Annotated in this window: 19 protein-coding genes; 6 read left to right on the top strand and 13 right to left on the bottom strand. The window is 63.8% G+C overall.

Annotated features, from left to right (window positions below; genetic code table 11):
- From GCT13_RS15840 to GCT13_RS15830, 3 genes are all read right to left on the bottom strand, one after another.
- A partial coding sequence (locus GCT13_RS15840; RefSeq protein ID WP_152759633.1) for a porin occupies positions 1 to 373 on the bottom strand: 373 nt, incomplete at its 3' end.
- Between the two features lie 111 nt (positions 374 to 484).
- Positions 485 to 1,828: an MFS transporter gene (locus GCT13_RS15835; protein ID WP_227746860.1), complete on the bottom strand. Its 1,344-nt coding sequence runs from the start codon at positions 1,826 to 1,828 to the stop codon at positions 485 to 487.
- A gap of 72 nt (positions 1,829 to 1,900) precedes the next feature.
- Positions 1,901 to 2,443 carry a gluconokinase gene (locus tag GCT13_RS15830; protein WP_152759629.1) on the bottom strand — a complete coding sequence of 181 codons (543 nt, stop codon included), beginning with the start codon at positions 2,441 to 2,443 and terminating at the stop codon, positions 1,901 to 1,903.
- A 151-nt stretch (positions 2,444 to 2,594) separates the two neighbouring features.
- Between GCT13_RS15830 and gntR the strand changes: the two genes are divergently transcribed.
- On the top strand, positions 2,595 to 3,623 hold the full coding sequence (gntR, locus tag GCT13_RS15825) for an HTH-type transcriptional regulator GntR (RefSeq protein WP_152759627.1): 1,029 nt from the start codon (positions 2,595 to 2,597) through the stop codon (positions 3,621 to 3,623).
- 33 nt (positions 3,624 to 3,656) lie between these two features.
- On the opposite strand, the gene GCT13_RS15820 is transcribed toward gntR, so the two are convergent.
- Positions 3,657 to 5,387, bottom strand: a complete 1,731-nt coding sequence (locus GCT13_RS15820) for a PQQ-binding-like beta-propeller repeat protein (RefSeq protein WP_152759625.1) — start codon at positions 5,385 to 5,387, stop codon at positions 3,657 to 3,659.
- A gap of 368 nt (positions 5,388 to 5,755) precedes the next feature.
- Positions 5,756 to 6,697 (bottom strand): pseudouridine-5'-phosphate glycosidase, encoded by a 942-nt coding sequence (locus GCT13_RS15815; protein WP_152759623.1) that lies wholly within the window; start codon positions 6,695 to 6,697, stop codon positions 5,756 to 5,758.
- A 288-nt stretch (positions 6,698 to 6,985) separates the two neighbouring features.
- Here GCT13_RS15815 and GCT13_RS15810 point away from each other — a divergent pair, with 288 nt between their 5' ends.
- The 5 genes from GCT13_RS15810 (at position 6,986) to GCT13_RS15790 (ending at position 13,193) form a co-directional block, all read left to right on the top strand.
- Positions 6,986 to 7,825 (top strand): hypothetical protein, encoded by an 840-nt coding sequence (locus tag GCT13_RS15810; protein ID WP_152759621.1) that lies wholly within the window; start codon positions 6,986 to 6,988, stop codon positions 7,823 to 7,825.
- A 10-nt stretch (positions 7,826 to 7,835) separates the two neighbouring features.
- Complete coding sequence (locus GCT13_RS15805) at positions 7,836 to 8,300, top strand: hypothetical protein (protein WP_152759619.1); 465 nt, start codon at positions 7,836 to 7,838, stop codon at positions 8,298 to 8,300.
- 283 nt (positions 8,301 to 8,583) lie between these two features.
- Complete coding sequence (locus GCT13_RS15800) at positions 8,584 to 11,325, top strand: MGH1-like glycoside hydrolase domain-containing protein (protein WP_152759617.1); 2,742 nt, start codon at positions 8,584 to 8,586, stop codon at positions 11,323 to 11,325.
- Positions 11,326 to 11,419: 94 nt separating this feature from the next.
- On the top strand, positions 11,420 to 11,971 hold the full coding sequence (locus GCT13_RS15795; RefSeq protein WP_152759615.1) for a thioredoxin family protein: 552 nt from the start codon (positions 11,420 to 11,422) through the stop codon (positions 11,969 to 11,971).
- Positions 11,972 to 12,149: 178 nt separating this feature from the next.
- The gene (locus GCT13_RS15790; protein WP_152759613.1) at positions 12,150 to 13,193 is read left to right on the top strand and encodes an NAD(P)/FAD-dependent oxidoreductase; all 1,044 of its coding nucleotides are present in this window, start codon (positions 12,150 to 12,152) and stop codon (positions 13,191 to 13,193) included.
- Between the two features lie 13 nt (positions 13,194 to 13,206).
- On the opposite strand, the gene GCT13_RS15785 is transcribed toward GCT13_RS15790, so the two are convergent.
- The 8 genes from GCT13_RS15785 to GCT13_RS15750 form a co-directional block, all read right to left on the bottom strand.
- Positions 13,207 to 14,160: a dimethyl sulfoxide reductase anchor subunit family protein gene (locus tag GCT13_RS15785; RefSeq protein ID WP_152759611.1), complete on the bottom strand. Its 954-nt coding sequence runs from the start codon at positions 14,158 to 14,160 to the stop codon at positions 13,207 to 13,209.
- 28 nt (positions 14,161 to 14,188) lie between these two features.
- Positions 14,189 to 14,923: a 4Fe-4S dicluster domain-containing protein gene (locus tag GCT13_RS15780; RefSeq protein WP_152759608.1), complete on the bottom strand. Its 735-nt coding sequence runs from the start codon at positions 14,921 to 14,923 to the stop codon at positions 14,189 to 14,191.
- 34 nt (positions 14,924 to 14,957) lie between these two features.
- A complete protein-coding gene (locus GCT13_RS15775; protein ID WP_152759606.1) occupies positions 14,958 to 17,894 on the bottom strand; it encodes a molybdopterin oxidoreductase family protein in 2,937 nt (978 codons plus the stop codon).
- Positions 17,895 to 18,326: 432 nt separating this feature from the next.
- Positions 18,327 to 19,307, bottom strand: coding sequence for a phosphogluconate dehydrogenase (NAD(+)-dependent, decarboxylating) (gene gnd / locus GCT13_RS15770; protein ID WP_152759604.1), 981 nt, complete (start codon positions 19,305 to 19,307; stop codon positions 18,327 to 18,329).
- 6 nt (positions 19,308 to 19,313) lie between these two features.
- Positions 19,314 to 21,413, bottom strand: a complete 2,100-nt coding sequence (tkt, locus tag GCT13_RS15765; protein ID WP_152759602.1) for a transketolase — start codon at positions 21,411 to 21,413, stop codon at positions 19,314 to 19,316.
- Positions 21,414 to 21,740: 327 nt separating this feature from the next.
- Positions 21,741 to 22,577 carry a LytR/AlgR family response regulator transcription factor gene (locus GCT13_RS15760; protein WP_227746867.1) on the bottom strand — a complete coding sequence of 279 codons (837 nt, stop codon included), beginning with the start codon at positions 22,575 to 22,577 and terminating at the stop codon, positions 21,741 to 21,743.
- Between the two features lie 67 nt (positions 22,578 to 22,644).
- Positions 22,645 to 23,766, bottom strand: a complete 1,122-nt coding sequence (locus GCT13_RS15755) for a sensor histidine kinase (protein WP_193727678.1) — start codon at positions 23,764 to 23,766, stop codon at positions 22,645 to 22,647.
- Positions 23,763 to 24,140, bottom strand: a complete 378-nt coding sequence (locus GCT13_RS15750) for a DUF2306 domain-containing protein (protein ID WP_152759595.1) — start codon at positions 24,138 to 24,140, stop codon at positions 23,763 to 23,765. Before GCT13_RS15750 ends, GCT13_RS15755 begins: the two co-directional genes overlap by 4 nt.
- Positions 24,141 to 24,151: the final 11 nt, after the last annotated feature.

The following is a 24,151-nucleotide window of genomic DNA, read 5'->3' as shown; positions in this document are numbered from 1 at the left end:
GCGTGCCGTACGTGCCGTTCGTCACGCCGACGAACGCCTGGCGGCTGAACATCAGGTTGGTCGTCGACATCGCGCCGCTGTTCGCGCTAAAGCCCTCTTCCAGCGTGAAGATCGCTTTCGTGCCGCCGCCCAGATCTTCCGCGCCCTTCAGGCCGAAGCGGCTGCCTGCCCACACGCCCGTGATCATCTTGAACGCCGAGTGGCCGCCCGACGTCGAGCCGAGCGTCGTCGAGCTCGACTGATAACCGATGCCGTTATCGACGATGCCGTACAGCGTCACGCTGCTTTGCGCGAACGCCGGTGCATACGCTGCCGTAGCAACGGAAGCGACTGCCGCCAGACCTGCGAGGCGCCGTTGACGGTTCTTTTTCATTGCGTTTTTCTCCAGATGCCTCATCGAGGCTGTTATTGATTCGTTGTTCTGTGCCTGCCAGTCGATCAGGCTTTCAAACCGATGTAATTTCGCGCCGCTGCGTCGCGCGGCTCAACCCGCCGGCGTCGACGTTTTCGTCACGGTGCGGCCCGCTTCGTCGGTATCGTCCGGTTCCGGAATCGCTTCGATGCGTCCCATCACGAACACGAACGACACGATGCCGACGGCAAGGATGACGCCCGCCACGAGGAACGCGTTGGCGAAGGAGTTCGTCGCGCCGACGATGAAGCCCGTGACGATGGGCGCGGCCACGCCCATCAGGTTGTTGGCGAAGTTCATGATGCCGCCGACGGTACCCACGCCACCCTTCGGCGCAATCAGCGACGGCAGCGACCAGCCGACGGGCGCAGCCGCCGCGAGACCGCCGAGCGCAATCGAGATCCACAAGATCGCCCATCCGGGGTTCGTCGTCTGCGTCGCGCCGAAAACGGCGAGGCCGAACAGCATGCCCGTCACCAGCACTGCCTTGCGCACGCGCGTCTCGTCCTTGCCGCGCGCGATCAGATGGTCGATCAGCCAGCCGCCGACGACCAGGTCCGTTACCGTCGCCACGGCCCACGGAATCGCCGCGAAGCCCGCCGACTTGAGGATGCTCATGTGCATCGTCTGGACGAGATAACCCGGCAGCCAAGTCAGGAACAGATAGAACGAGTAGCCGTAGGCGGCAAAGCCGATCGTCAGGCCCCAGACCTTCGTCTTGGTCAGCAGGTAGCCGAGCATGCCGAACACGCTTGCGCCCGATGTGCCTTCGGGCGTCGCGCCGCCCTTCTGGATGTAGTCGAGTTCAGCGGGAGAAAGCTTGCTGTCCTTGCTCGGATCGCGATAGATGACGAGGAACGCGATGAAATACGCGAAACTCAGCAGCGCCGTGACGCCGAATCCCCATCGCCAGCCCGCGTTCACGACGACGACGGCGACGAGCGGCACGCCGATCACATTCGAGAACTTGGCGGCTGCATCGAAGATGGCCGTCGCGAGCGCGCGTTCCTTGCGCGGAAACCAGTAGCCCGTGGCCTTCGAACTGACGGGAAAGCCGGGCGCTTCCGCGATGCCCAGCACCGCGCGCGCCGCGAACACGCCGCCGAATCCGCTTGCGAAAACGGTGATGGCCGACGCGAGGCCCCACAGGAACGCGCCCCAACGGCCGACGCGCGTCACGCCGAAGCGATCGAGAAAGAGCCCCGCCGGCACTTGCAGCAACGCATACGGCCAGAAAAACGCGCTGAACAGCAGGCCCATATCGGCCGGCGACAGATTGAACGCCTCTTTCATCTGCGGCGCCGCGACCGACAGGTTGATCCGGTCGAAGTAATTGATGAGCACGCCGATGCCCAGCAACAGGCCGATGACCCAGCGCCGGTTGGGAACGCGTTGCCCTGATGCGATTGCCATCATGGTCTCCTTGAAAAGTTATCGTTTTGGCCCTGTCAGTCGGGCCGCGAAGCAGAAATCCGGGACAGCGCTATCTCATGCAGGCTGCATCATGGCAGGCTGGAACCGCAAACTGCCACACCACGCGGCCGCCTCCGTGACGAGGCTGGGAAGCGAACGGGTGCCGTCGAGCGTCAGCGTCAGCGGCTCGGCAACGGGACGCTCGAGCGTGGCGAACTGGCTTTCGACGAGCGACGCAGGCATGAAGTGGCTGTCACGCTGCGCCACGCGCCGCAAGGCCTCGCGTTGCGGCAGATCGAGAAACACGAAGCCCAGCGACGACGTCGCGTTGCGCAGCCGGTTGCGATAGCGCGCTTTCAGCGCCGAGCACGCGAGCACGGCGCGTTCACCCCGGCTCGCGACGCGTTCGAGTTCTTCCGCGAGGCGATCGAGCCAGCCCGCGCGATCCTCGTCGGTGAGGGGAATGCCGCGCTTCATCTTGTCGACGTTCGCTTGCGGATGAAACGCATCGCCTTCGATCAGCACCCCGCCGAGACTGGCCGCAAGCGCCTGCGCGACGCTGCTTTTGCCGCATCCTGCGACACCCATGACAACGAGCGATGAAATGTGTCCGATCATATGCGACTCCTTTCAGCTTTTGAGATAGCGCTATCTCATACAGACATAAAATTAAGTCCGGCGGTCTCGGCGCTCGCGTTGCACGACGGCTCGAAGCCGTCGATTGAACGCTGTTGCGCGGGATGCAAGACAGCGCTATCCTAAATCGATCATGGCGACATCGACACTCAGGAAAACCCGAAGCACGGGCCGGCCGACCCTCGAGGCGGTCGCCCGGCTTGCCGGCGTCAGCACGATTACGGCGTCGCGTGTGCTGCGCGGCCTGTGCTCGGTCGGACCCGATTACGTGCAACGGGTCAAAGCCGCCGCGGCGGAACTGAACTACGTCACCAATCCCGCCGCCCGCGCGCTCGCGTCATCGCGCAGCGATGCCGTCGCCGTGGTGATTCCGTCGCTGTCGAACGCGGTGTTCGTCGATGTGCTCGAGTCGATCCACACGGTGCTGCGTCCGCGCGGCTACGAAATCCTGATCGGCAATTCGCACTACTCGCGCAACGCCGAGGAAGACCTGATCCGCCACTACCTTGCGTCGCCGCCGAGCGGCCTGATCGTCACCGGCTTCGACCGGACGGAGAGCGCGCGCCGCCTGATCGACGCGAGTGGCGTGCCTTGCGTGCACATCATGGAACTCGAAGAAGCCGAAGGCGTGCATTGCGTCGGCTTCTCGCAGGCCCGTGCCGGCGAAGCCGTCGCGGAGCACCTGATTGCGCGCGGCTGCCGTCACAATGCGTTTGTCGCCGCGCAGCTCGACTCGCGGATGATGCAGCGCGGAGAGGGCTTTCGCGACACGCTGCAGCGCAAGGGCCTGTACGATCCCGACCTCGAAGTGCTGACGCCGTCGCCGTCGTCGATCGGGCTCGGATGCGATCTGTTCCGCCAGTTGCTGCAACGGCGGCCGGACGTCGACGGCATCTTCTTCGGCAACGACGACCTTGCGCAAGGCGCGCTGTTCGAAGCGCGACGCCAAGGCATTGCGATTCCGGACCGCGTGGCGATAGTCGGCTTCAACGATCTCGCGGGCGCCGCGGATTGCGTGCCGCGTCTGACCACGGTTCGCACGCCGCGAATGGAAGTCGGGCGCATCGCCTCCAACCTGCTGCTGTCGATGATCGGCAACGAGCCGGTCGCATCGCCTGTCGTCGATCTCGGCTTCGAACTGGTCGTGCGCGAAAGCGCGTGATGCCCGTCATCGTCGCGACCATCTAACCTCCGCCTAGCCCCCGCCTAGCAAGCCGAACACTGCGACGCTGTTTGGCGTGCCCACATATACCTTGCCGTTCGCGATCATCGGCGTGATGAACTTGTTGCCCGCGCCGAACTGATCGCGCGCGTTCGCGGCCTGATTGCTGTTGTACAGCTCGACGGCGAGATTCGTCGCGTCGTACGCATGCAGCACCGCGATATCGCCGTTTTCGAGCGCCCACACGATTCCGCTTGCGTTGCCGTTCGCTGAAATGCTCGGCGTCGCGCCGGGCGTGCCGAAGCTCGTCGGCGTGCGGCTGGTCGGCGTCGTCGTCAGCCCTGCGCCGCTCACGCCGAAGGCCTTGATGCTGTCGCCGATCGAACCGAAGTAAACCGTATTGTTGAAATACGCGGGCATGCCGAACTCCGGTCCCGTCAGTTGTCCGCTGATCTGCTGATAGAGGTTGTTGGCGCTCGGGTTGAACTTGCCCATCGAATCGCGGTTGACCACATAGATGATCGCGTCCTTGCCGGCCCCGAGTGCGAGGTGACGCACGGCGCCGCTTGCGTCGGTCAGATCCGGCAGCACGAGCGCACCGCCCGAGCCCAGGTCCTCGTCGGCTTGTGATTCCGTCAAGGTGTTCGACATGACGAAATAGTCCGTGACTTTCGGACCATTGGCCGTGCCCAGCTTGATGAATGCGTTGCCGAAGTCGCCGTTCACCGGGAACCCGTTCGCGTCGAGCGTCGTATCGAACGTGCCGTTCGCGTCGAGGAAATAGATCGACTGCCCGTCCGACGCCATGCCCGCGCCGCTCATCCAGATCGCGCCGCCCGTGCCGTTCGGCGTGAGGTTCAGCACGCCCGTTTGCTGCAGCGTATCCGCGTTATACGAGATCACCCAGCCGTTGTACGGTGTGATATCGCAGTGGGACGTCCACCCGGTGTAGACATTGCCGTTCAGCAGCAGCAGCGACTGACGTTCCGCGTACTGCTTCGGATCGAATGTGAGCGAGCCGCCCGAACTGTTCGGCCCGCTGCCGGGGACCGATGCACTGATCGTCATCGGACCGCCGAACAGCTCGGCGCCCGTCGCGAGGTCGAGCGCGTGAATGCGCTGGTGATAGTTGCCCGACGCATCCTTCGACATCGCCACCAGATACATCGCGCCATGCGGCCCGCGCGCGCGATCGATCACGGGCGTTGACGTAATGCCGATGATCGGCGAGATCTGGAAGCAATTAAGGGAATCGCTCGGCGTTTCTCCATTGCCGAGCGCCGAGACTTTCCATAGCTGGGCGCCCGTGTCGGCGTCGAACGCATAGACGCTGTCGTTCTCCGTCGCGACATACAGCACGTTGTGCGTGCCGCCCGCAATCGATACGTTGGACAGATAGAGCGGCTCGGCGTCGACCTTGCCATCGACGGGATAATTGTTGATCTTGCCGAAGGTGGACGAATTCACGTTCGCGGGCGTGAGCCTGGTTTCGTGCAATTGCTGGCCCGTGCGCGCGATGTCGTTGTGATAGGTGACGACATCCACCGTTGGAGCCGCAGTCGCCGGCGGATTTCCCGCGGTACCCGACGAGCCGGAACCGGAACCCGATCCCGAACCTGGGCTTGATCCCGAACCTGGGCTTGATCCCGAACCGCTGCCAGTGCTGGCATTGTTGCTGTCTCCACCGCCGCCACCGCTGCAACCGACATACAGTACGGCGATCAGCACCGCGCAAATCAGGCTTTTGCGACCGTGAGCTTTCATGTGTCCACCCCACAATCAAGCAAGCCCCGCTGTCTATCCGGGGCTGTCCGACGATTATCTGCCCGCGCCGCGGCAATCGCCATATAAGGCCACTGAGGGAGACGGGCCGCGTCATTCGACATATCGTCGATCCGCCACGGCCTATGTCCGCGTTCTGTACAGACATTTTCGCAATGCAACTGCCGAAGCTGCTGAGCAATGCACGTGCCCAGTCCGTGATTCACGGATACCGATGCGAATCGCGGTTGTCGTGCAGTGAAAAGAAAGTGAACGGCGATGGCATTGCGCGGGCGTGCAAAACCATTGCCCGAGCAAGACGAGCGTACATGGCCGCACGGGCGAAGCGAACGTCGATCGTGAAAACGGGACTATGAAGACGGGCCCTGGTCCGCGCGCGACAGCGCCAACGCCAGTCTCGCTCCCACTTCCGCGTTGTGCTTCACGAGCGCGATGTTCGTTGCGAGGCTGCGTCCGCCCGTCAGCGCCTTGATGCGCGCGAGCAGAAAAGGCGTCACGGCCTTGCCGGCGATGCCTTGTGCGGCGGCATCCGCAAGCGCCTCGCGAGTGATCGCCTCGATCTCTTCGGACGGCATCGCCGCTGCTTCCGGCACGGGCGTGCTCAACACGACGCCGCCCGCCAGTCCCAGGTCCCACTTCGCGCGGATGAAGCGTGCCTGCTCGTGCGCGTCGTCGAGCCTGTAGTCCGCGCGAAAGCCGCTGTCGCGCGTGTAGAACGCAGCGAAATTGTCCTGCTCGCAACTGAGCACGGGCACGCCGTGCGTTTCCAGATATTCGAGCGTGAGCCCGATGTCGAGGATCGACTTCGCACCGGCGCACACGACCGCCACCGACGTTTTCGCCAGCTCTTGCAGATCGGCGGAAATGTCGAAGGTCTCGGACGCGCCGCGATGCACGCCGCCGATGCCGCCCGTGACGAACACCTCGATGCCCGCCAGCGCCGCGCAGATCATCGTGCCTGCTACTGTCGTCGCGCCCGTCTCGCCGCTCGCGAGCACGGCAGGCAGATCGCGGCGGCTGACTTTGTGCACGCCGTCCGAGCGGCCAAGCCGTTCCAGTTCGTCGTCTGAAAGGCCAATGCGGATTCGTCCGCCCATCACGGCGATCGTCGCGGGCTCGGCGCCCAGCTCGCGGATCAGCGCCTCGACTTCGCGCGCAGTGCGCACGTTCTCGGGATACGGCATGCCGTGCGCGATGATCGTCGATTCCAGCGCCACGAGCGGCCGGCGCGCGGCCCGCGCAGCGGCGACGGGCGCGCTGAAGATCAGCCAGGAGTGTGCAAGGTCAGCCATGAATGACTCTGTGACAGGAGTTTTCTCATCGTAAACCGAAGTGCCGATCCAAACGCCTTTCCCCTTTGCCGCCTCATTGGATTGATCAGTGTTTCGTAGCAGGTCATCTGGTTGGATTTACGCGGTTTCGTTGCAATTCCCCGGGAGTTGGGCGTCCGCCTCTGCACCTTTAATGCGCGTTCCGATCAGCCTCGTTTCGAGTGCGGTCTGTGACCAAGTGCGGGGGTTGTCCTCAAGCTCGGTAAGCTTCCCGAACGCTACGTATGAACGTCCCGTCTTGACGATGATTTGCAAACAGGGCTGTGGCATTGTGCTAGGTATACCCGCTCCGTCCAATCGCAAGGAGGAAGGGTGGGTAATGAAGTCAGGCTGGCCGATCGCTCGTTGACGCTGCGCCTGCGTCGCGATGCTTTTTTGCAAGACGCCGACAAACAGCGCGCCACCGATTCCGCGAAGGCGCTCCTGTCCGACGCGTTCAAGTGGACGCGTGACGACAGGTTGATGCAGCAGCTTTGCGGCCTTCTTGGTATTGGTGATGCATCATCGGCCGATGCCGTATTCAAGGTCAAGCGCGCAATCGAGACAGGCGATATCGTGGCGATACCCGATGCGCCGCGTTATACGGGCGCGGGCAGCGGCGGAAGCGGAAACCCGAAGCCGCGTTCGGTCACTTTCACGCCGTCCCAGCTTTTCAAGGGCACGGCTCGCATCGCGCGTGCAGGCTCGTATGTCGCGCGTCCACTGCCGCGACTTCCCGCCGAAGATGGCCCGGCTATCTGGGCGGCCAATCCCGGCGATGTTCTGCCGGATGGCAGCATTGCGACGCCGCTTGCTGAGTTCACCGACACGGCCGCACCCGATCTCGCTGACGCGCAGCCTTTCGAGTACGCCCCCGACGAAACGAGCGGGAACCTTGATGAGTTGGCCGCGCGGGGCGTGGGCATGTCTGGCAACGAGCCAGGGGGCCATCTTGTCAATCCGAATGGCCGGGACGTGGACTATTTCGATTCGGAAGGCAACCTTTGCGCGCAGTTCCACGCCAGTCACGGCGAGCCGCACGGCCATAACTTCTTCAATGGGAAGCGGGACAATACGCACCTGCCGATGTCACCAATCAACTGTGAGTGAGTAGAACGCAATGAGCAGCCCGGAAAAGACTTGGGGGTGGGACCTGGCAACCAACGGCGAGACGCTGGCAACGGTCCTTGGCGGCTATTCATCCTTTCATGACTCGGCGGTGCGGTCTTTCTGTATGCGAAGGACGCGCGAGAGTCGCGAAAGCGTTGACGGGCGCCAGATGCCCGGTACGCAAACACGCGATGTAGTGGATGTGCGCCTCGAAGTACTCCATAACCGTTATGGGCCGCCGCCTGTTGACGGTCGCCCCGATCGCATCGTCGTGATCGATTGTCTGGACGTTCGCACGTCTGAGATTGACGTGAACGCGATGCTCGAGGAGGCGACGATCATGGAAATGTCGCTGGCGCAGGTTCCAGGCGGCTTGCTCAAGCTGGACCTGTTGCCGAATGTCGGCCTCGACGTCCGGCTCACATGCGCCGAGGTCATCATTAGCGACATGCTCCCATACGTGCGCCCCGTGTAACAGCGAGCGATAGCCGGCGATCTCGCCCCACACCATTGAACGTTGCCGCAGAAGTCCCGCTGTCGCCAGCTTCCGCACCGTAGCATTCGCTCAAGTATGCCGTACGAGGCCGGCCGATGGGTCGCCATGCAGGCACGGGACGCCTATCATCAAGGTTGCCGTCTGGCGACGGTCCATTGCGCGCGTCTGAAGATGCCTGCCGCGCCCGCGCCGCTCGCGACGCAAAAGCACAGACGCTCACACACTGATCGTATCGCAGGGTCGATTCGGGCCGGGAGGTTCCATGCCACCGCTACGCGCAATCAATCTGCTGCAATCGAAGGAAGGCTCGCGTCTACATGGTCCGGAACTCGACCGATGGCGCCGCTGGGGACCGTATCTGAGCGAGCGCCAATGGGGTACGGTCCGCGAAGACTACAGCGAATACGGCACGGCGTGGGACTACTTTCCGCACGATCATGCGCGCAGCCGCATGTACCGCTGGGGCGAGGACGGCATCGCGGGATTCGGCAACGACCCGCTCGACTGGTGCATCTCGCTCGCGCTGTGGAACGGGCACGATCCCATCATCAAGGAACGCCTGTTCGGATTGACGAACGCGCAAGGCAATCACGGCGAGGACGTGAAGGAGCTTTACTTCTACCTCGACGGCACGCCGACGCATTCGTACATGAAGATGCTGTACAAGTACCCTCACGACGCGTACCCGTATCAGGATCTGATCGACGAAAATGCGCGGCGCGGCGCCGATCAGCCCGAATATGAAATCCTCGATACGGGCGTGTTCGACGATAACCGCTACTTCGACGTATTCGTCGAGTACGCGAAGCACACGCCCGACGATATCGTGATGCGCGTGACCGTCGAGAACCGCGCATCGCGGCGCGCGACGCTTCATGTGCTGCCGCAGTTCTGGGCGCGCAACAGATGGGCGTGGTCCAGCAAATCCGGCAAGCCGTCGCTCGTGCTACAGCCCGATGCGGACGATGGCGCGCGCGTCGTCGCGCACAACCCATCGACGGGCACCATGATCGTGACGGCTTCGGCGCAACAGCCCGTCGAATGGCTCTTCTGCGAAAACGAAACAAATGTGCGCCGCATCTTCGGCATCGATGGAGCGGGACCGTTCAAGGACGGCTTCAACGACTATCTCATCGCGGACGATGAACAGGCCATCCGACGAGACAAGGGCACGCGCGCCGCGGCGCACGTGTATCTGCAATTCGAGCCTCACGAATGCTCGGTGCTGTATTTGCGCTGGCGTCCCGAAGCCGCGCGCGACACCTTGCCGCACGACATGGGCGCCCTCTTCGCGCGCCGGCAAGCGGAGGCCGACGAGTTCTATGCGGCGCTTCAGCACGACATCGACGATGCCGACGCGCGGCTCGTGCAGCGTCAGGCGCTGGCCGGCATGTTGTGGAGCAAGCAGTACTACCAGTTCGACGTGACGCGCTGGCACGACGGCGACCCCGGCCAGCCGACGCCGCCGAAACCGCGCAGGCACGGCCGCAATGCGGACTGGCGGCACATGTGCAACGGCGACATCGTGTCGATGCCCGACAAGTGGGAGTATCCGTGGTACGCATCATGGGATCTCGCGTTTCACGCCGCCGCGTTCGCGACGATCGACCCCGACTTCGCGAAGAAGCAATTGCTGCTGCTCGTGAAGGAGCGCTACATGCATCCGAACGGGCAGCTGCCCGCGTACGAGTGGGCGTTCGGCGATGCGAATCCGCCCGTTCATGCATGGGCAACGTGGCGCGTGTATGAACTCGACCGCGAATTGACGGGCGTCGGCGATCACGCGTTTCTCGAAGTGATGTTCCACAAGCTGCTGCTGAATTTCTCGTGGTGGGTCAACCGCAAGGACGCCGACGACCGCAACATCTTTCAGGGCGGCTTTCTCGGGCTCGACAACATCGGCATCTTCGACCGCTCTTCGCCGCTGCCGACGGGCGGCCGCATCGATCAGGCCGACGGCACCGCATGGATGGCCTCGTATGCGCTCGACCTGATGCAGATCGGGCTCGAACTCGCGATGACGAACGACTCATACGTCGAGATCGCGGTGAAGTTCTTCGAGCACTTTCTGTATATCGCGGAAGCCGTCAGTTGCAACGAAGGATGCAACACGGGCCTATGGGACAACGAGGACGAGTTCTTCTACGACGTGCTGCACCTTCCGGACGGAACCCGCGTGCCGATGCGCATCCGTTCGATCGTCGGGCTGATTCCCCTCTTCGCCGTGCACGTGCTCGAAGAACGCGTGCATGGTCATTTGCCCGGACTGCGCGAACGGCTCGCATGGTTTCTCGATCACCGGCCGAATCTCGCGAAGCTCGTGTCGCGCTGGACAGAACCCGGCAAGGGCAACACGACGCTGCTGTCGTTGTTGCGCGGACATCGAATGAAGGCGCTGCTGCGCCGCGCGCTCGACGAAGCCGAGTTTCTCTCCGATCATGGCGTGCGGGCGCTGTCGCGCTTTCATCTCGACGAGCCGTACCTGTTCGATCGCGACGGCGTGAGCGTCTGCATCCAGTATCAGCCGGGCGAATCGGATTCGCGCGTATTCGGCGGCAATTCGAACTGGCGCGGGCCGGTGTGGATGCCCGTCAACTATTTGCTGATCGAATCGCTGTACGAGTTTCATCGCTACTACGGCGATGAGTTTCGGATCGAATATCCGACGGGCTCGGGCCGCCAACTTTCGCTGAGCGAGATCGCCGACGATCTCGCGCGCCGCATCGCCACGCTCTTCATGAAAGATGCACAAGGCGTGCGGCCCGTGATGTCGGCCTATCCGATGCTGCAAGCCGATCCGCATTCGCGGGATCTCATCCTGTTCCATGAGTACTTTCACGGCGACAATGGGCGTGGCATCGGCGCTTCGCATCAGACGGGGTGGAGCGGGCTCGTCGCGCTGCTGCTGCAACCGCGCCTGATGAAGCTCTCGCATGTTGCGCCCGATGAAGAACCTGTGGCCGCGAGCGTCGTCGAAGATATTGCGGCCGTGATCGCGCGTTAGCGTTTCGACTGCCTGTTTCGACTGCCCGTTTCGACTGCCGCAAGCCGCAGAATGCACGAACATGTGTTGGACCTCATCATTCAAGGAGTGACCGATGGCTACCGAATCTCCCGCAGGCGAACTCGGCGTTGCCGCGCCCGCGTTCTCGCTGCCCGCAACGGACGGCAAGACTTACACGCTCGACGACGTGCGCGGCCCGAAGGGACTTGTCGTGATCTTCATGTGCAACCATTGTCCGTATGTGAAGGCCGTCTTGCCGCGCATCGTGAGCGATTCGCGCGAACTGGCGGCACTGGGTATCGGCACGGTGGGTATCAACTCGAACGACGGCGTCGCGTATCCGGAAGATTCGTTCGAGCGCATGGTCGAACTCGCGTCCCAGTTGCAGTTGCCGTTCCCGTATCTGTACGACGAGACACAGCAGATCGCGCGGGCCTATGACGCCGTCTGCACGCCGGAGTTCTATGGCTTCGACGCCAGTCTGGTATTGCGCTATCGCGGCAGGCTCGACGCTTCGCGCAAGGAACCCGTTGCGGGCGCGCGCCGCGAACTGTTCGAAGCGATGCAGCAGATCGCGCAGACAGGCGTCGGCCCCGACACGCAGAATCCGGCGTTCGGATGCTCGATCAAGTGGAAGATCGAGTAGCGCGATTCCTTTAGCGGCGCACATGGAAGGCATGATCGCTCGCACGGGTGACGGCCTTCGAGAGCATGAATGGAAGAACGTGCTTATCCATGCCCGCCGTGATGACTTCGTTGCCGAGGCGTCCTCCTGTCTGTATCGTGAAAGCATGAATGACCGACGACACGCATGAGGAGCACGCATGACATCGCAGACAGACGCCCCCTTGAGCACCGATGTACTGATCGTCGGCGCGGGACCTGTCGGCCTCTTCGCTGCATTCGAGGCAGGCGTGATCGGCCTCTCGTGCCGCATCGTGGACACGATCGAACGCATAGGCGGACAGTGCATCGAACTGTATCCCGACAAGCCGATCTACGACATCCCGGCAATACCCATCTGCACCGCGCGCGACCTCGTCGAGCGGCTCATCGAGCAATGCCGCCCGTTCGATCCGCCGATGCATCTCGGCCAGTGCATCGAGTCGGTCGAGCGCCTCGATAACGGACACTGGCGCGCCCGCACGGACAAAGGACTGACGTTCGACGCCGCCGCTATTCTGATCGCGGCCGGCAATGGCTCATTCGTGCCGCAACGGTTGACGCTCGACGAAGCCCCGCCGCTCGAAGATCGTCACGTGCACTACAGCGTTCGCAAGCAGAGCGATTTTGCCGGCAAGAACGTGGTGGTTGCAGGCGGCGGCGACTCGGCGCTCGACTGGGCGCTGGCGCTGCGTTCCGTCGCGAAGCGCGTGACGCTCGTGCACCGTCGCAATGGCTTCAGCGCGACGGATTCGAGCGTGACCAAAATGCGCCAGTCGGTCGAAGCGGGCGAAATGGACTTCATAGTCGGATCGATCGCGGCGTTGAATGCGCCCGACGGGACACTCGAATCGATCGAGATTCGCCAGGTCGGCAGCTCGATGCAACTCGATGCGGACCAGTTGCTCGTGCTATACGGGCTCGTCGCCGATCTCGGCCCGATTGCGAAGTGGGGGATCGACATACAGGCGGGGCGCATCGTCGTCGATACGTCGAACTACGAAAGCTCGTGCCCCGGCATCTTCGCTGCGGGCGATATCGCGGGCTATCCGAACAAACAGAAGCTGATCCTCTCCGGATTCCACGAGGCATCGCTCGCGCTGCGCAAGGCGTACAACTACGCGTTCCCGGACAAAAAGCGCGTGCACATTCATTCGAGCTACGACGCCAAGCTGGCCGAGCGCGTGCAGGCGAGCCACGTGTAGAGGCGTCGAGGCGCTACGCCTGCCGATAATAAAGATTCTGCGGATGCCGCGCTTCCGCGAAGAAGAACCACCGCTCGGCGACGAGCCCCGCGTACTGGATCACCGACGCCGCGCACAGCAGCACGAACGAAAGCCCGACCGAGCGCACGCTTCCGCCCGACACGATCAGGCAGAACGGCACGGCGAACGCAGCGATCAGAAACGTCCACTTGATGCGCTTCAACGTCTGCGGCGTCTTGCCATGGAAGAACTCGCGCAGATTGAACGCGCCCGCCGTGAAGCCCCGCGATTTCTGCTCGACGCGCGCGCCGCGAATGCCCGTCGCGCTTTGCACCGTCGATTTCGGTTTGAGCCGCGCATTGCGCATCAACGATGCGACGCGCGACGCGCATCCCGCAACCGTCAACCCGCATGCGCCCACGGCGAGTGGCCCGATCAGCGCAGGAGCGAACCACGCGGCACACGCCGTTGCGAGCGTAAAGCCCGATGCGCTGCCCAGCAGCACAAAATTCACGAGCGTCAGCGGCGTCGCCCATTCCTGCAGGAAGCGCAGGCACGCGTAGATCATCGCCGTGCAGATGAACAGCAGCCCGCTAGCCACCACCGCGATCGCGCCAACATAAAGCGTATAAGGCGATGCGAACGCATGCGCGACGCCGTAAGCGAACGTGCACGCAAGGAACGCAGGCAGGCACAGACATTCTCTCGACAGCCACGACGTGCGCCACATTGCGATCGCGCGCCACGCGCGCTCGGGATGGCCCAGATGAAAAAACGACGCAAGCAGCCCCAGCGCGCCAAGCACGCATGAGAGCGCAGCGCCGACGACATAGAACAGCTGCGGCACGGCAGCCGCATCGCCGAAGCCGAGCCGCGACGCCACCTCGACGCCGACGAGCGCGATCAGCAGCCCCTGGCCCGCGCCGCTCAGCGTCGTGAGGAACACCACTGAAAATGCCGGATTCATTCCGTTCTCCCGTTTTCGATCCGTTCACTCACACGCGCGTCGCAATCGACGCAAGATGAAGCTCGCCGCGTTCCGCCTGCGTTTCGACGGACGCCGCTTCATCGCCATCGGATGTCTTGCACGAACACGCGCCGCTGCCGCACGACGTCACTTTCTGGCGCGGCAGATAGTGATTCGACGGCCGCGTGCCCCATTCGGGCATCAGCTGATAGCCGCCGCGCTCGCGAATCGCCTTCGATACGACGGACTCCGGATCGTGAATGTCGCCGAAGAGTCGCGCCGATGTCGGGCACGCGAGCACGCACGCGGGCTTGCGGTCGCGCTCGGGCAGCGCTTCGTTGTAGATGCGGTCCGCGCAGAGCGTGCACTTCGTCATCTCCTTGCGCTCTTCGTCGATTTCGCGCGCGCCGTATGGGCAGGCCCACGCGCAATACTTGCAGCCAATGCAGCGGTCGTAGTCGACCAGCACGAGGCCGTCTTCCTTGCGCTTGTAGCTCGCCCCCGTCGGACAGACGGGCACGCACGGCGGGTCCTCGCAGTGCAGGCACGACTTCGGGAAGTGAATGGTGTCGGCGAGCGGAAACTCGCCGGCTTCGAACGTCTGCACGCGGTTGAAGAACGTGCCCGACGGATCGGCGTCGTACGGACGATGATCGGCCAGGCTGCCCGCCTCACCCGACGTGTTCCACTCCTTGCAGCTCGTCACGCATGCGTGGCAACCCACGCAGACGTTCAGATCGATTACGAGCGCCATCTGTGTCATCGATGCTCTCCGTTCCAGTTGCACTCAGTTCCACTCAGTCGCGCTCGGCCGCCTTGCGCAGACGCGCGGCGAACTCGCCGCGTCCTGCGAAATACGTCTGCACGATGCGATGAATCATGCCGCCCGCTGCTCCGCCGACGACGCCCGGCAGCGCAGGCATCGGCGCGAACTGCGGCAGCGTATGATCGGCGTCCGCTTCGGCCGGATAGATGCGCACGCGCACGTCGTACCACGCGGCCTGGCCCGTGATGGGATCGGAGTTCGACGTGCGCGGGTGATTCGCACTGTTGACGGGAATCTCGTCCGCGATCAGATGGTTCAGCAAAAAGCCGCGCTGCGATTCGTTTGCGTCGGGCCCGAGATTCCACGCGCCCGCCGACTTGCCGATCGCATTCCATGTCCACACGGTGCCCGGCTCGACGGCTTCGCTGTAGCGCGCAAGGCAGCGCACCTTGCCCCATTGCGATTCGACGTAGATCCAGCCGCCGTCGTCGATGCCTTGCGCCGCTGCCGTGCGCGGATTCATGTACAGATAGTTCTCGCCATGTATCTGACGCAGCCACGCATTCTGCGAGTCCCACGAGTGATACATCGCCATCGGCCGCTGCGTGACGGCCGCGAGCGGATACTGTGCGTGATCCGTCGTGTCGTGTTCGAGCGGCGGATACCAGAACGGCAGCGGATCGAAATACTGCTCGATGCGCGCGCGCAAATGATCCGGCGGCTGGCGCCCCTTTGTTTTTCCCCGCGCAGCGAGCCTGAACTTCTGCATCACGTCCGAGTAGAGCGCGATCACGATCGGCTCGTTGAACTTGCGAAAGCCCTTCTCGACCGCGAACTCCAGATACGGCCCGTTGCAGTTGCGCATGTACTGCATCGACTCGGGCAGCGTGTAGTGATAGACGCAGTTGTGCTTCGCGTACTCTTCCCACTGCCGCGGATTCGGTTCGCCGACGAGCGCCTTGTCGCCGTCCTTGCCGCGCCATCCGATCAGAAAGCCCACGCCCGAGCCCGGTGCCGTCTGGTGATTGACGATGAAGTCCGGATAGTCGCGATACTTGCGCTTGCCTTCCGGCGTCGTGAACGCGGGGAACTTCAGGCGGCTCGCCAGTTCGACGAGCACTTCCTGGAACGGCTTGCATTCGCCCGTCGGCGGCACGACGGGCACGCGCACCGAATCGACGGGGCCGTCGAACTCGGAAATCGGCCTGTCGAGCATCGACATCGCGTCGTGGCGTTCGAGGTAAGTCGTATCGGGCAGGATCAGATCGGCGAACGCCGTCATCTCCGACTGGAACGCATCGCACACGACGATGAACGGAATCTTGTACTCGCCATTGTCGTGCCTGTCCGCGAGCATCTTGCGGACTTCGACGGTATTCATCGACGAGTTCCATGCCATGTTGGCCATGAAAATCAACAGCGTGTCGATCGGATACGGATCGCCGCGCCACGCGTTCGTGATCACGCTATGCATCAGGCCATGCACGGCGAGCGGATATTCCCACGAGAACGCCTTGTCGATACGCACAGGTCCGCCGCTGTCGTCGATGAACAGGTCCTCGGGCGCGGCAGGCCAGCCGAGCGGACCGTTCGAAAGCGGCGTATTCGGCTTCACGTCGTCGGGGCTGTTCGGCGGTTTCGCCGACGGCGGCACGGCGCGCGGATACGGCGACTTGTGCCGGAAGCCGCCCGGCCGGTCGATCGTGCCGAGCAGCGACATCAGCACGGCCAATGCGCGTATCGACTGAAAGCCATTCGAGTGCGCGGCGAGCCCGCGCATCGCGTGAAAAGCGATCGGCGCGCCCGTCACGCTCTCGTGCGTTTCGCCCCATGCGTCGGTCCATCGGATCGGCAGCGTGATCTTGTGATCGCGCGCGACATCGGCCATTTCGCGCGCAAGACGGCGAATCGTATCGGCGGGAATGCCTGTGATCTCCGACGCCCATTCCGGCGTGCAATCGGCCACCTGCTCGCGCAGCAGTTCGAACGACGGCGCAACGGGCGTGCCGTCCGCGAGCGTATAGCGTCCTTCGAGCGCGGGCCGCACGCCCGGCGTGTGGTGCAGCACGGCGCGCTGGCTCGCGGGGTCCCACCACATATGATTCTGCGGAAAGAGAGGATTGCTCACGTCGGCCGCTTCGTCGCGCACGAACAGACCCTGCGTGTCGCTATCGGGACGCATGTCCAGCAGTTCGCCTGCATTCGTATAGCGCTCGACGAACTCGCGATCATATGCATTGCTTTCGATCAGCTCGCGCATCAGCGCCATGAAGAGCGCGCCATCCGTGCCGGGGCGGATCGGCACCCACTCGTCGGCAATTGCCGCATAGCCGGTGCGGATCGGATTGATCGCAATGAAGCGGCCGCCCGCGCGCTTGAACTTCGAGATCGCGATCTTCAACGGATTCGAGTGATGGTCCTCGGCCGTGCCGATCATGAAGAACAGCTTCGCGCGATCGAGATCGGGGCCGCCGAATTCCCAGAACGAGCCGCCCATCGTATAGATCATGCCCGCCGCCATGTTCGCCGAGCAGAAGCCGCCGTGCGCCGCATAGTTTGGCGTGCCGAACTGCTTCGCGAACAGACCCGTCAGCGCCTGCATCTGATCGCGTCCGGTGAAGAGCGCGAACTTTTTGGGGTCGGTCGCGCGCAAATGGGCGAGACGCTTTTCGAGCATGTCGAACGCGACGTCCCACGAGACGGGCTCGAACTGCGCGCTGCCGCGTGGCGCGTCCCGTTTGCGCAGCAGCGGTTGCGTGAGGCGCGCGGGCGAGTACTGCTTCATGATGCCCGACGAGCCCTTCGCGCAGATCACGCCCTGGTTGAGCGGATGGTCCGGGTTGCCGTCGATGTAGCGCACCTCGCCATCGCGCAGATGCACGCGGATGCCGCATCGGCACGCGCACATGTAGCAGGTCGTCGTCTTGACTTCGAGCTTTTCGTTCTGGGTGCGAGCTTTGTGCTCCATCGATGCCTCCCTGTGATTGCCCGGTGGCAACGGCGCGAAACACGAAGACGAACGCGCAATGACGACAGCCGCTGTACCCGTTGCCGGATTCACTACCCTGTCAATGCTAAGAGCGCGTGGTGCAAAATAAAAATCGCGATTTCGAATTCAAATCATCGCGGCAGCCGATAGTCGGGCGCGTGCAGGCGCTGGGAGATTGTCGATCTCCCACTTGATCTGGCCGTTGCCGATCACTCGAATAACTCTCGGCCGCGCCTGTTTCGAGGTTGTACGTCGCACCGACGATCTTGATGGCGCCGCCTGTTTCCAGTTCCGCGAGCACGGAACTATCGCGGCGATTGTCGGCGATGGAGAGAAAGGAAGCGAAGCAAAAGCCCGCGACAGGTATCGCGGGCTTCGCATCACAGCTTCACATTCACCTGCCGCTGCTGCTCATTTGACGGGAAATTCCTTGTGCCCGCCAAAGCCGAATCGCATCGCGGACAGCATGCGTTCGGGGAACGACTCGGCGTCGCGCGAGCGGAAGCGCGTATAGAGCGCCGCCGACAACACCTGCGCAGGCACCGCTTCTTCGATTGCGGCTTCGATGGTCCAGCGCCCTTCTCCGCTGTCCGCGACTTCCGTCGAGAAGCCATCGAGCTGGCCGTCCTGCGCGAGCGCGCCCGCCGTGAGATCCAGCAGCCACGACGATACCACGCTGCCGCGCCGCCACACTTCGGCGACGTCGGCGAGATCGAGCGTGTAGCGCTCTTCTTCGGGTAACTCAGGCAAATCTTTGTGCTTCAGGATATGAAACCCTTCGGCATACGCCTGCATCAGCCCGTACTCGATGCCGTTGTGCACCATCTTCACGAAGTGTCCGGAGCCGACAGGGCCCGTATGCATGTAGCCGTTCTCGACGCGCGCGTCGCGTCCGTCGCGATGGGGCGTGACGGGAATCTCGCCGCGCCCGGGCGCCAGCACGGAGAGGATCGGATCGATGCGCCGCACGATCGCATCGTCGCCGCCGATCATCATGCAATAGCCGCGCTCCAGTCCCCAGACGCCGCCCGACGTGCCCACATCCACGTAATGCACCCCCGCCTCGCGAAGCTGCGCGGCGCGGCGGATATCGTCCTTGTAGAAGCTGTTGCCGCCGTCGATCACAACATCGTCGGCCGTGAGGATGCGCTGCAAGTCCGCGAGCGTGTCCTCGGTGATCTTGCCCGCGGGCAGCATCAGCCACACGACGCGCGGCGCATCGAGCTTCGCGACGAGATCGCCCAGGTCGCGTGCGCCCGTTGCGCCCTCTTTCGCGAGCGCTTCCGTCGCTTGCGGATTGTGATCGTAGACGATGCACTGATGACCGCCGCGCATCAGCCGCCTGCCGATGTTGCCGCCCATGCGGCCCAGTCCCACGATGCCGATCTGCATGATGTGTCACTCCTTGACGTTGCCCGACTTGCAACGCGCGATCTGCTTCTTCGCTTCGTCCGCGACACGCTCCGGCGTGAAGCCGAACTTCGTCTTCAGCGCCTTGAGGGGCGCCGACGCGCCGAACGTATGCATCACGATCTGCGAGCCGAGACGGCCGACGTAGCGGTCCCAGCCGAGCGTCGCCGCCTGCTCGACGGCCACGCGCGCGTGCACATCGGGCGGCAGCACCGAGTCCTTGTACGCGTGGTCCTGCCGCTCGAACACGTCCCACGACGGCATCGACACGACGCGCGCGTTGATGCCCTCGCCTTTCAGCGCCTCGTATGCATCGACGCACAGCGACACTTCGCTGCCCGTCGCGAGCAGAAGCACATCGGGCTTCTTGCCGGCCGGCACGTCGGCGAGCACGTAGGCGCCACGGCGCACCCCCTCGGCGGCTGCATACTTCTTGCGGTCGAAAGTCGGCAGCGGCTGGCGCGTCACGACGATGCACGCGGGCACGTGCGGATGCGAGAGCGCGACGCGCCAGGCCTCGGCGACTTCGTTCGCGTCGGCGGGACGCAGCGTCGTCAAGCCGGGAACGCCGCGCAACGACGCGAGCTGTTCGATCGGCTGGTGCGTCGGGCCATCTTCGCCGACGCCGATCGAATCGTGCGTGAACACATAGATCACAGGCACTTCCATGATCGCCGAGAGGCGGATCGGCGGCTTCATGTAATCGCTGAAGATCAGGAACGTCGACGCGAACGGCCTCAAGCCCGACAGCGCGAGACCGTTCGCCACGGCCCCCATGCCGTGCTCGCGGATGCCGAAGTGCAGATTGCGCCCGCCGTAGTTGTCATGCTCGAAGCTGCCCGCGCCTTCGAACTTCAGGTTGGTCTTGGTCGACGGCGCGAGGTCCGCCGCGCCGCCGATCATCCACGGAACGCGCTGCGCAATTGCATTGAGCACCTTGCCCGACGACTCGCGCGTGGCCATGCCCTTCGGGTCCGCATCGAACACGGGGATGTCCGCGTCCCAGTCGTCCGGCAGCCCGGACGCCTGCATCTGGTCGAACTCCTTCGCAAGCTGCGGATACTTTCGCGCGTACTCGTCAAAGCGCTGCTTCCACACGTCGTGCGCCGCCTTGCCGCGCGCGCCCAGGCCTTGCGCGAAGTGCTCGCGCACGCCGTTGGGCACGAGAAACTGCGCGTCCTCGGGCCAGCCGTACGCGCGCTTCGCCAGTTTGATTTCCTCTTCGCCGAGCGGCTCGCCGTGCGCCGACGCCGTGTCCTGCTTGTTCGGTGCGCCCCAGCCGATGATGCTCTTCACGACGATCAGCGTCGGCCTGTCGGTCACGGCCTTCGCTTCGTTGATCGCGGCTTCGAGCGCGTTCGCATCGTTGGCGTCGTCGACGTGCAGCGTGTGCCAGCGGTAGCCGCGAAACCGCGACTCGACGTCGTCGCTGTATGCGAGATCGGTGTGGCCTTCGATCGTCACGCGGTTGCTGTCGTAAATCCAGATCAGGTTCGAAAGCTCCAGATGCCCTGCGAGCGAAGCGGCTTCATGCGATACGCCTTCCATCATGTCGCCGTCGCCGCACAGCGCGTAGACGCGGTAGTCGAAGAGCGGCGCGTCCGGCTTGTTGAAGTGCGCTTCGTGCCAGCGCGCGGCCATCGCCATGCCGACGCTGTTGCCGAGCCCCTGGCCGAGCGGACCCGTGGTCGTCTCGACGCCCGTCGTCATCCGGTACTCCGGGTGACCCGGCGTCACACTGTCGAGCTGCCGAAACTGCTTGATGTCGTCGAGCGAGACGGCGGGCTTGTCGAGCGGCTTGCCGTCTTCGTCGACGGCCTTCACGCCCGCGAGATGCAGCAGCGAATACAGCAGCATCGACGCATGCCCCACCGACAGCACGAAGCGGTCGCGGTTAGGCCACAACGGCGCGTCGGGGTCGTAGCGGAGATGGTTCTGCCAGAGATGGAATGCGACGGGTGCGAGCGCCATCGGCGTGCCGGGGTGGCCGGAATTGGCCTTCTGCACGGCGTCCATCGATAGCGTGCGGATCGTGTCGATCGCAAGTTGGTCGAGATCGGACGGGGACTTCAGTGTGACTTGTGACATGAGCGACGACTCCTTTGCAGAGTGTGCTGTGGCACGACAGGTGCCGCAGCGGGCAACCAGGTCAATTGAGCAAGTGTAGTGCCTCAAGCGCGGCGCTGCAGGTGAGCGTCGTTGTCGACGGAGCGTGATGGCGGGAGGCGCGACGGCAAGAACGTCGATCCGCTTTCGTCGCCGATGCGGGGACGGTCGAATGCACGCGAGACTTTGCAACCAGCTTACGCCGGGTGCCGTTGCAACTATCCGACGTGCGTAAAGACGCCTGATTTCCAAGTGCTATCGCGCGCCCTTAGCATGAATCGGGCCGCGGCTTCAGTGGTGTCAGGGGCGTCACATCTGCCGGAACAGATGCGCGTACTGTTTGCTCACCGCGACTGCGCGAGCGTAACCGCGCAGCTTCAGCGACATTTTTCCCAATGTGCTGACGGTCGCGCTTTCCACCTGATCGACGTTCACGACCGTGCTTCGATGCACCTGCCAGAAGCGCGCCGGGTCGAGTTGCGCGCACAGTTCCTTGAGGCTCGTGCGAATCAGCAGTTCGCCCGTGCGCGTCGTGACGACGACGTATTTGTCGGCGGCTTCGAAGTACAGCACGTCGTCCACCGGCACGATCCTGATGTCGCTCCCGCTCGACGCGCGCAGATAGCGCAGCGGCGCGCTTTGCGCACTTCGCGCGCTGTCCTGCGAGCGGCTGTCGAGCTGGACACTGCGCGTGATCTGCTCCAGCTGGCCGAGCACGCGTTGCAGATCGGCGTGCACGTCGGCGGCGGGCGCTGCATCCATCGGCGAGCGTGCAAGCGGGGCACGCAGACGCTCGACCGTGCGCGCAAGCCGCGACGCATCGACGGGTTTCAGCAGATAGTCGATGGCGGCGGCATCGAACGCGTCCAGCGCGTACTGGTCGTAGGCCGTCACGAACACGATCTGCGGAGGCGACGCGAGGTCCGCGCATGCACGCGCGACATCGAGGCCCGTCGCGCCCGGCATCGAAATGTCGAGAAACGCGATGTCCGGCTGCAATGCGCCGATACGCTCGATCGCATCGCGGCCGTTATCGACTGTCGCGACGATCCGCAACGCGGGCCATGCCGCCGTCAATTCCCGTTGCAGCGCGGCGGCAATGGGCGGCTCGTCTTCGGCGATCAACGCAGTCGGCGCGCGCCGCATCTCCGGCGAATGGCGCTCGTCGTCTCCGCTCGATGCGGCTGTGCGTGGCTGGCGCGTCTTCATCGATTCATGCCCTCTCGCGTCGTTCGGCATCGTCGAGCGGAAGCAGCACTCGCGCAACGATACCGTGCGGCGCGTTTTCAATGATCGTCAGCGAGGCGCGTTCGCCATACAGCGCAGCGAGCCGGTCGCGCACGTTCGCGAGTCCGATGCCCGTGCCCTGTGTAGCGGGAGTCGCGCCGAAGCCCGGTCCCGTATCGGTCACTGCGAGCTCGACGTACGGCTCGACGTGCCTCGCCCGCACCTCGACCCGGCCGCCCTCGACCGCAACCTGAATGCCATGCTTCAACGCGTTTTCGACGAGCGGTTGCAGGAGCATCGGCGGCACGGAAAGGCTCGCGCAATCGGCGGGCAAATCGAGCGAATACGCGAGCCGCGGGCCGAGGCGCATCGCATGCACGGCAAGCATCGACTCGAGCACCGCAAATTGATCGGCAAGCGTTTCGCTTTCGGTGCGCGATGCTTCCAGCGTCGCCCGCAAAAACCGGTTGAGGCTGCCGAGCAGCTCGCGTGCGCGCGGCGGATTGGACACGATCAGGCTGTCGAGCGTCGCGAGCGTGTTGAAGAGGAAGTGCGGCTCGATCTGTGCCTGCAACGCCTGCAAGCGGGCGCGCAGCGCAGTCTTTTCGGCGGCCTCCTGGAGCCATGCGGTCCGCGCGACCTGCTCGCTCAGTCCCGCGATGCGGGCACGCGACCACCCATACCACGTGACGAGCAGCGTCGCGACGAGCGCGATCCAGCCCGTCGTCGCGATCTCTTTGGTCGCAAACGCCTTGCCGATGTCGAGCCCCAGCAGCGTGCTCGCGATGACCCGCCCGATTGCTGCACCCGCGACGATGGAGACCGCCATCGCCACAGCGAGCTTCGGCGCGGTGAGCGCGTTCCTGCGCTGGAGACGAAAGCGCGCGGCATGGAGCAACAGCATGATCGACAGACCGATCGACTCGCTGAAGACGAGGTTTTCCGCCAAACCTTTCCCCATGCCGACGACGGTCAGGCCAGCCGCGATCACTGCGTTGCCGATCACGACGATCACCGATTCGCGCGCATATTCGGCCAGCAGCTGTTTCGCAGGAGCGGGCGCGCCGGCGTACGCATCGGGGAATTTGACGTTACTGCCTGGAATCATGCGAACCATCCCGTCACGATGACATTCAGCAGACGATGCGGCGTCGCCACCGCGGCGAGTCCAGCCACGACGAGACCGATGAACGACCCGCGCATCGCAAGCCGATGACCGCGGACGTTGCCTTGCCGTATCGCCCAGATCGCTCGCCCGACACTGACGAACGTCAGCAGCGACAGCCCGTGCACCCACGAAAAATGTCCGGGGTTCAGTTCGCGGATGTCGAACGAACTGAGCGCGGTCGCGAACATCGCCACCGCCCATAAACGGCCGAGCCACTTGTGGCGCGCGGTCCCCTTTTCGGCGAAAAGCACGGTTGTTCCGAGTATGACAGAAAGGATGGCAGTGGCGACATGCACGGCGATGATGACAGGCATGCTGGCTCTCC

Origin of the sequence: Paraburkholderia franconis, from assembly GCF_009362735.1 — a bacterium.
Taxonomy (GTDB): Bacteria; Pseudomonadota; Gammaproteobacteria; order Burkholderiales; family Burkholderiaceae; genus Paraburkholderia; species Paraburkholderia franconis.
The sequence above is the reverse complement of the archived record's forward strand: the minus strand, read 5'-3'. Positions and strand labels throughout refer to the sequence as shown.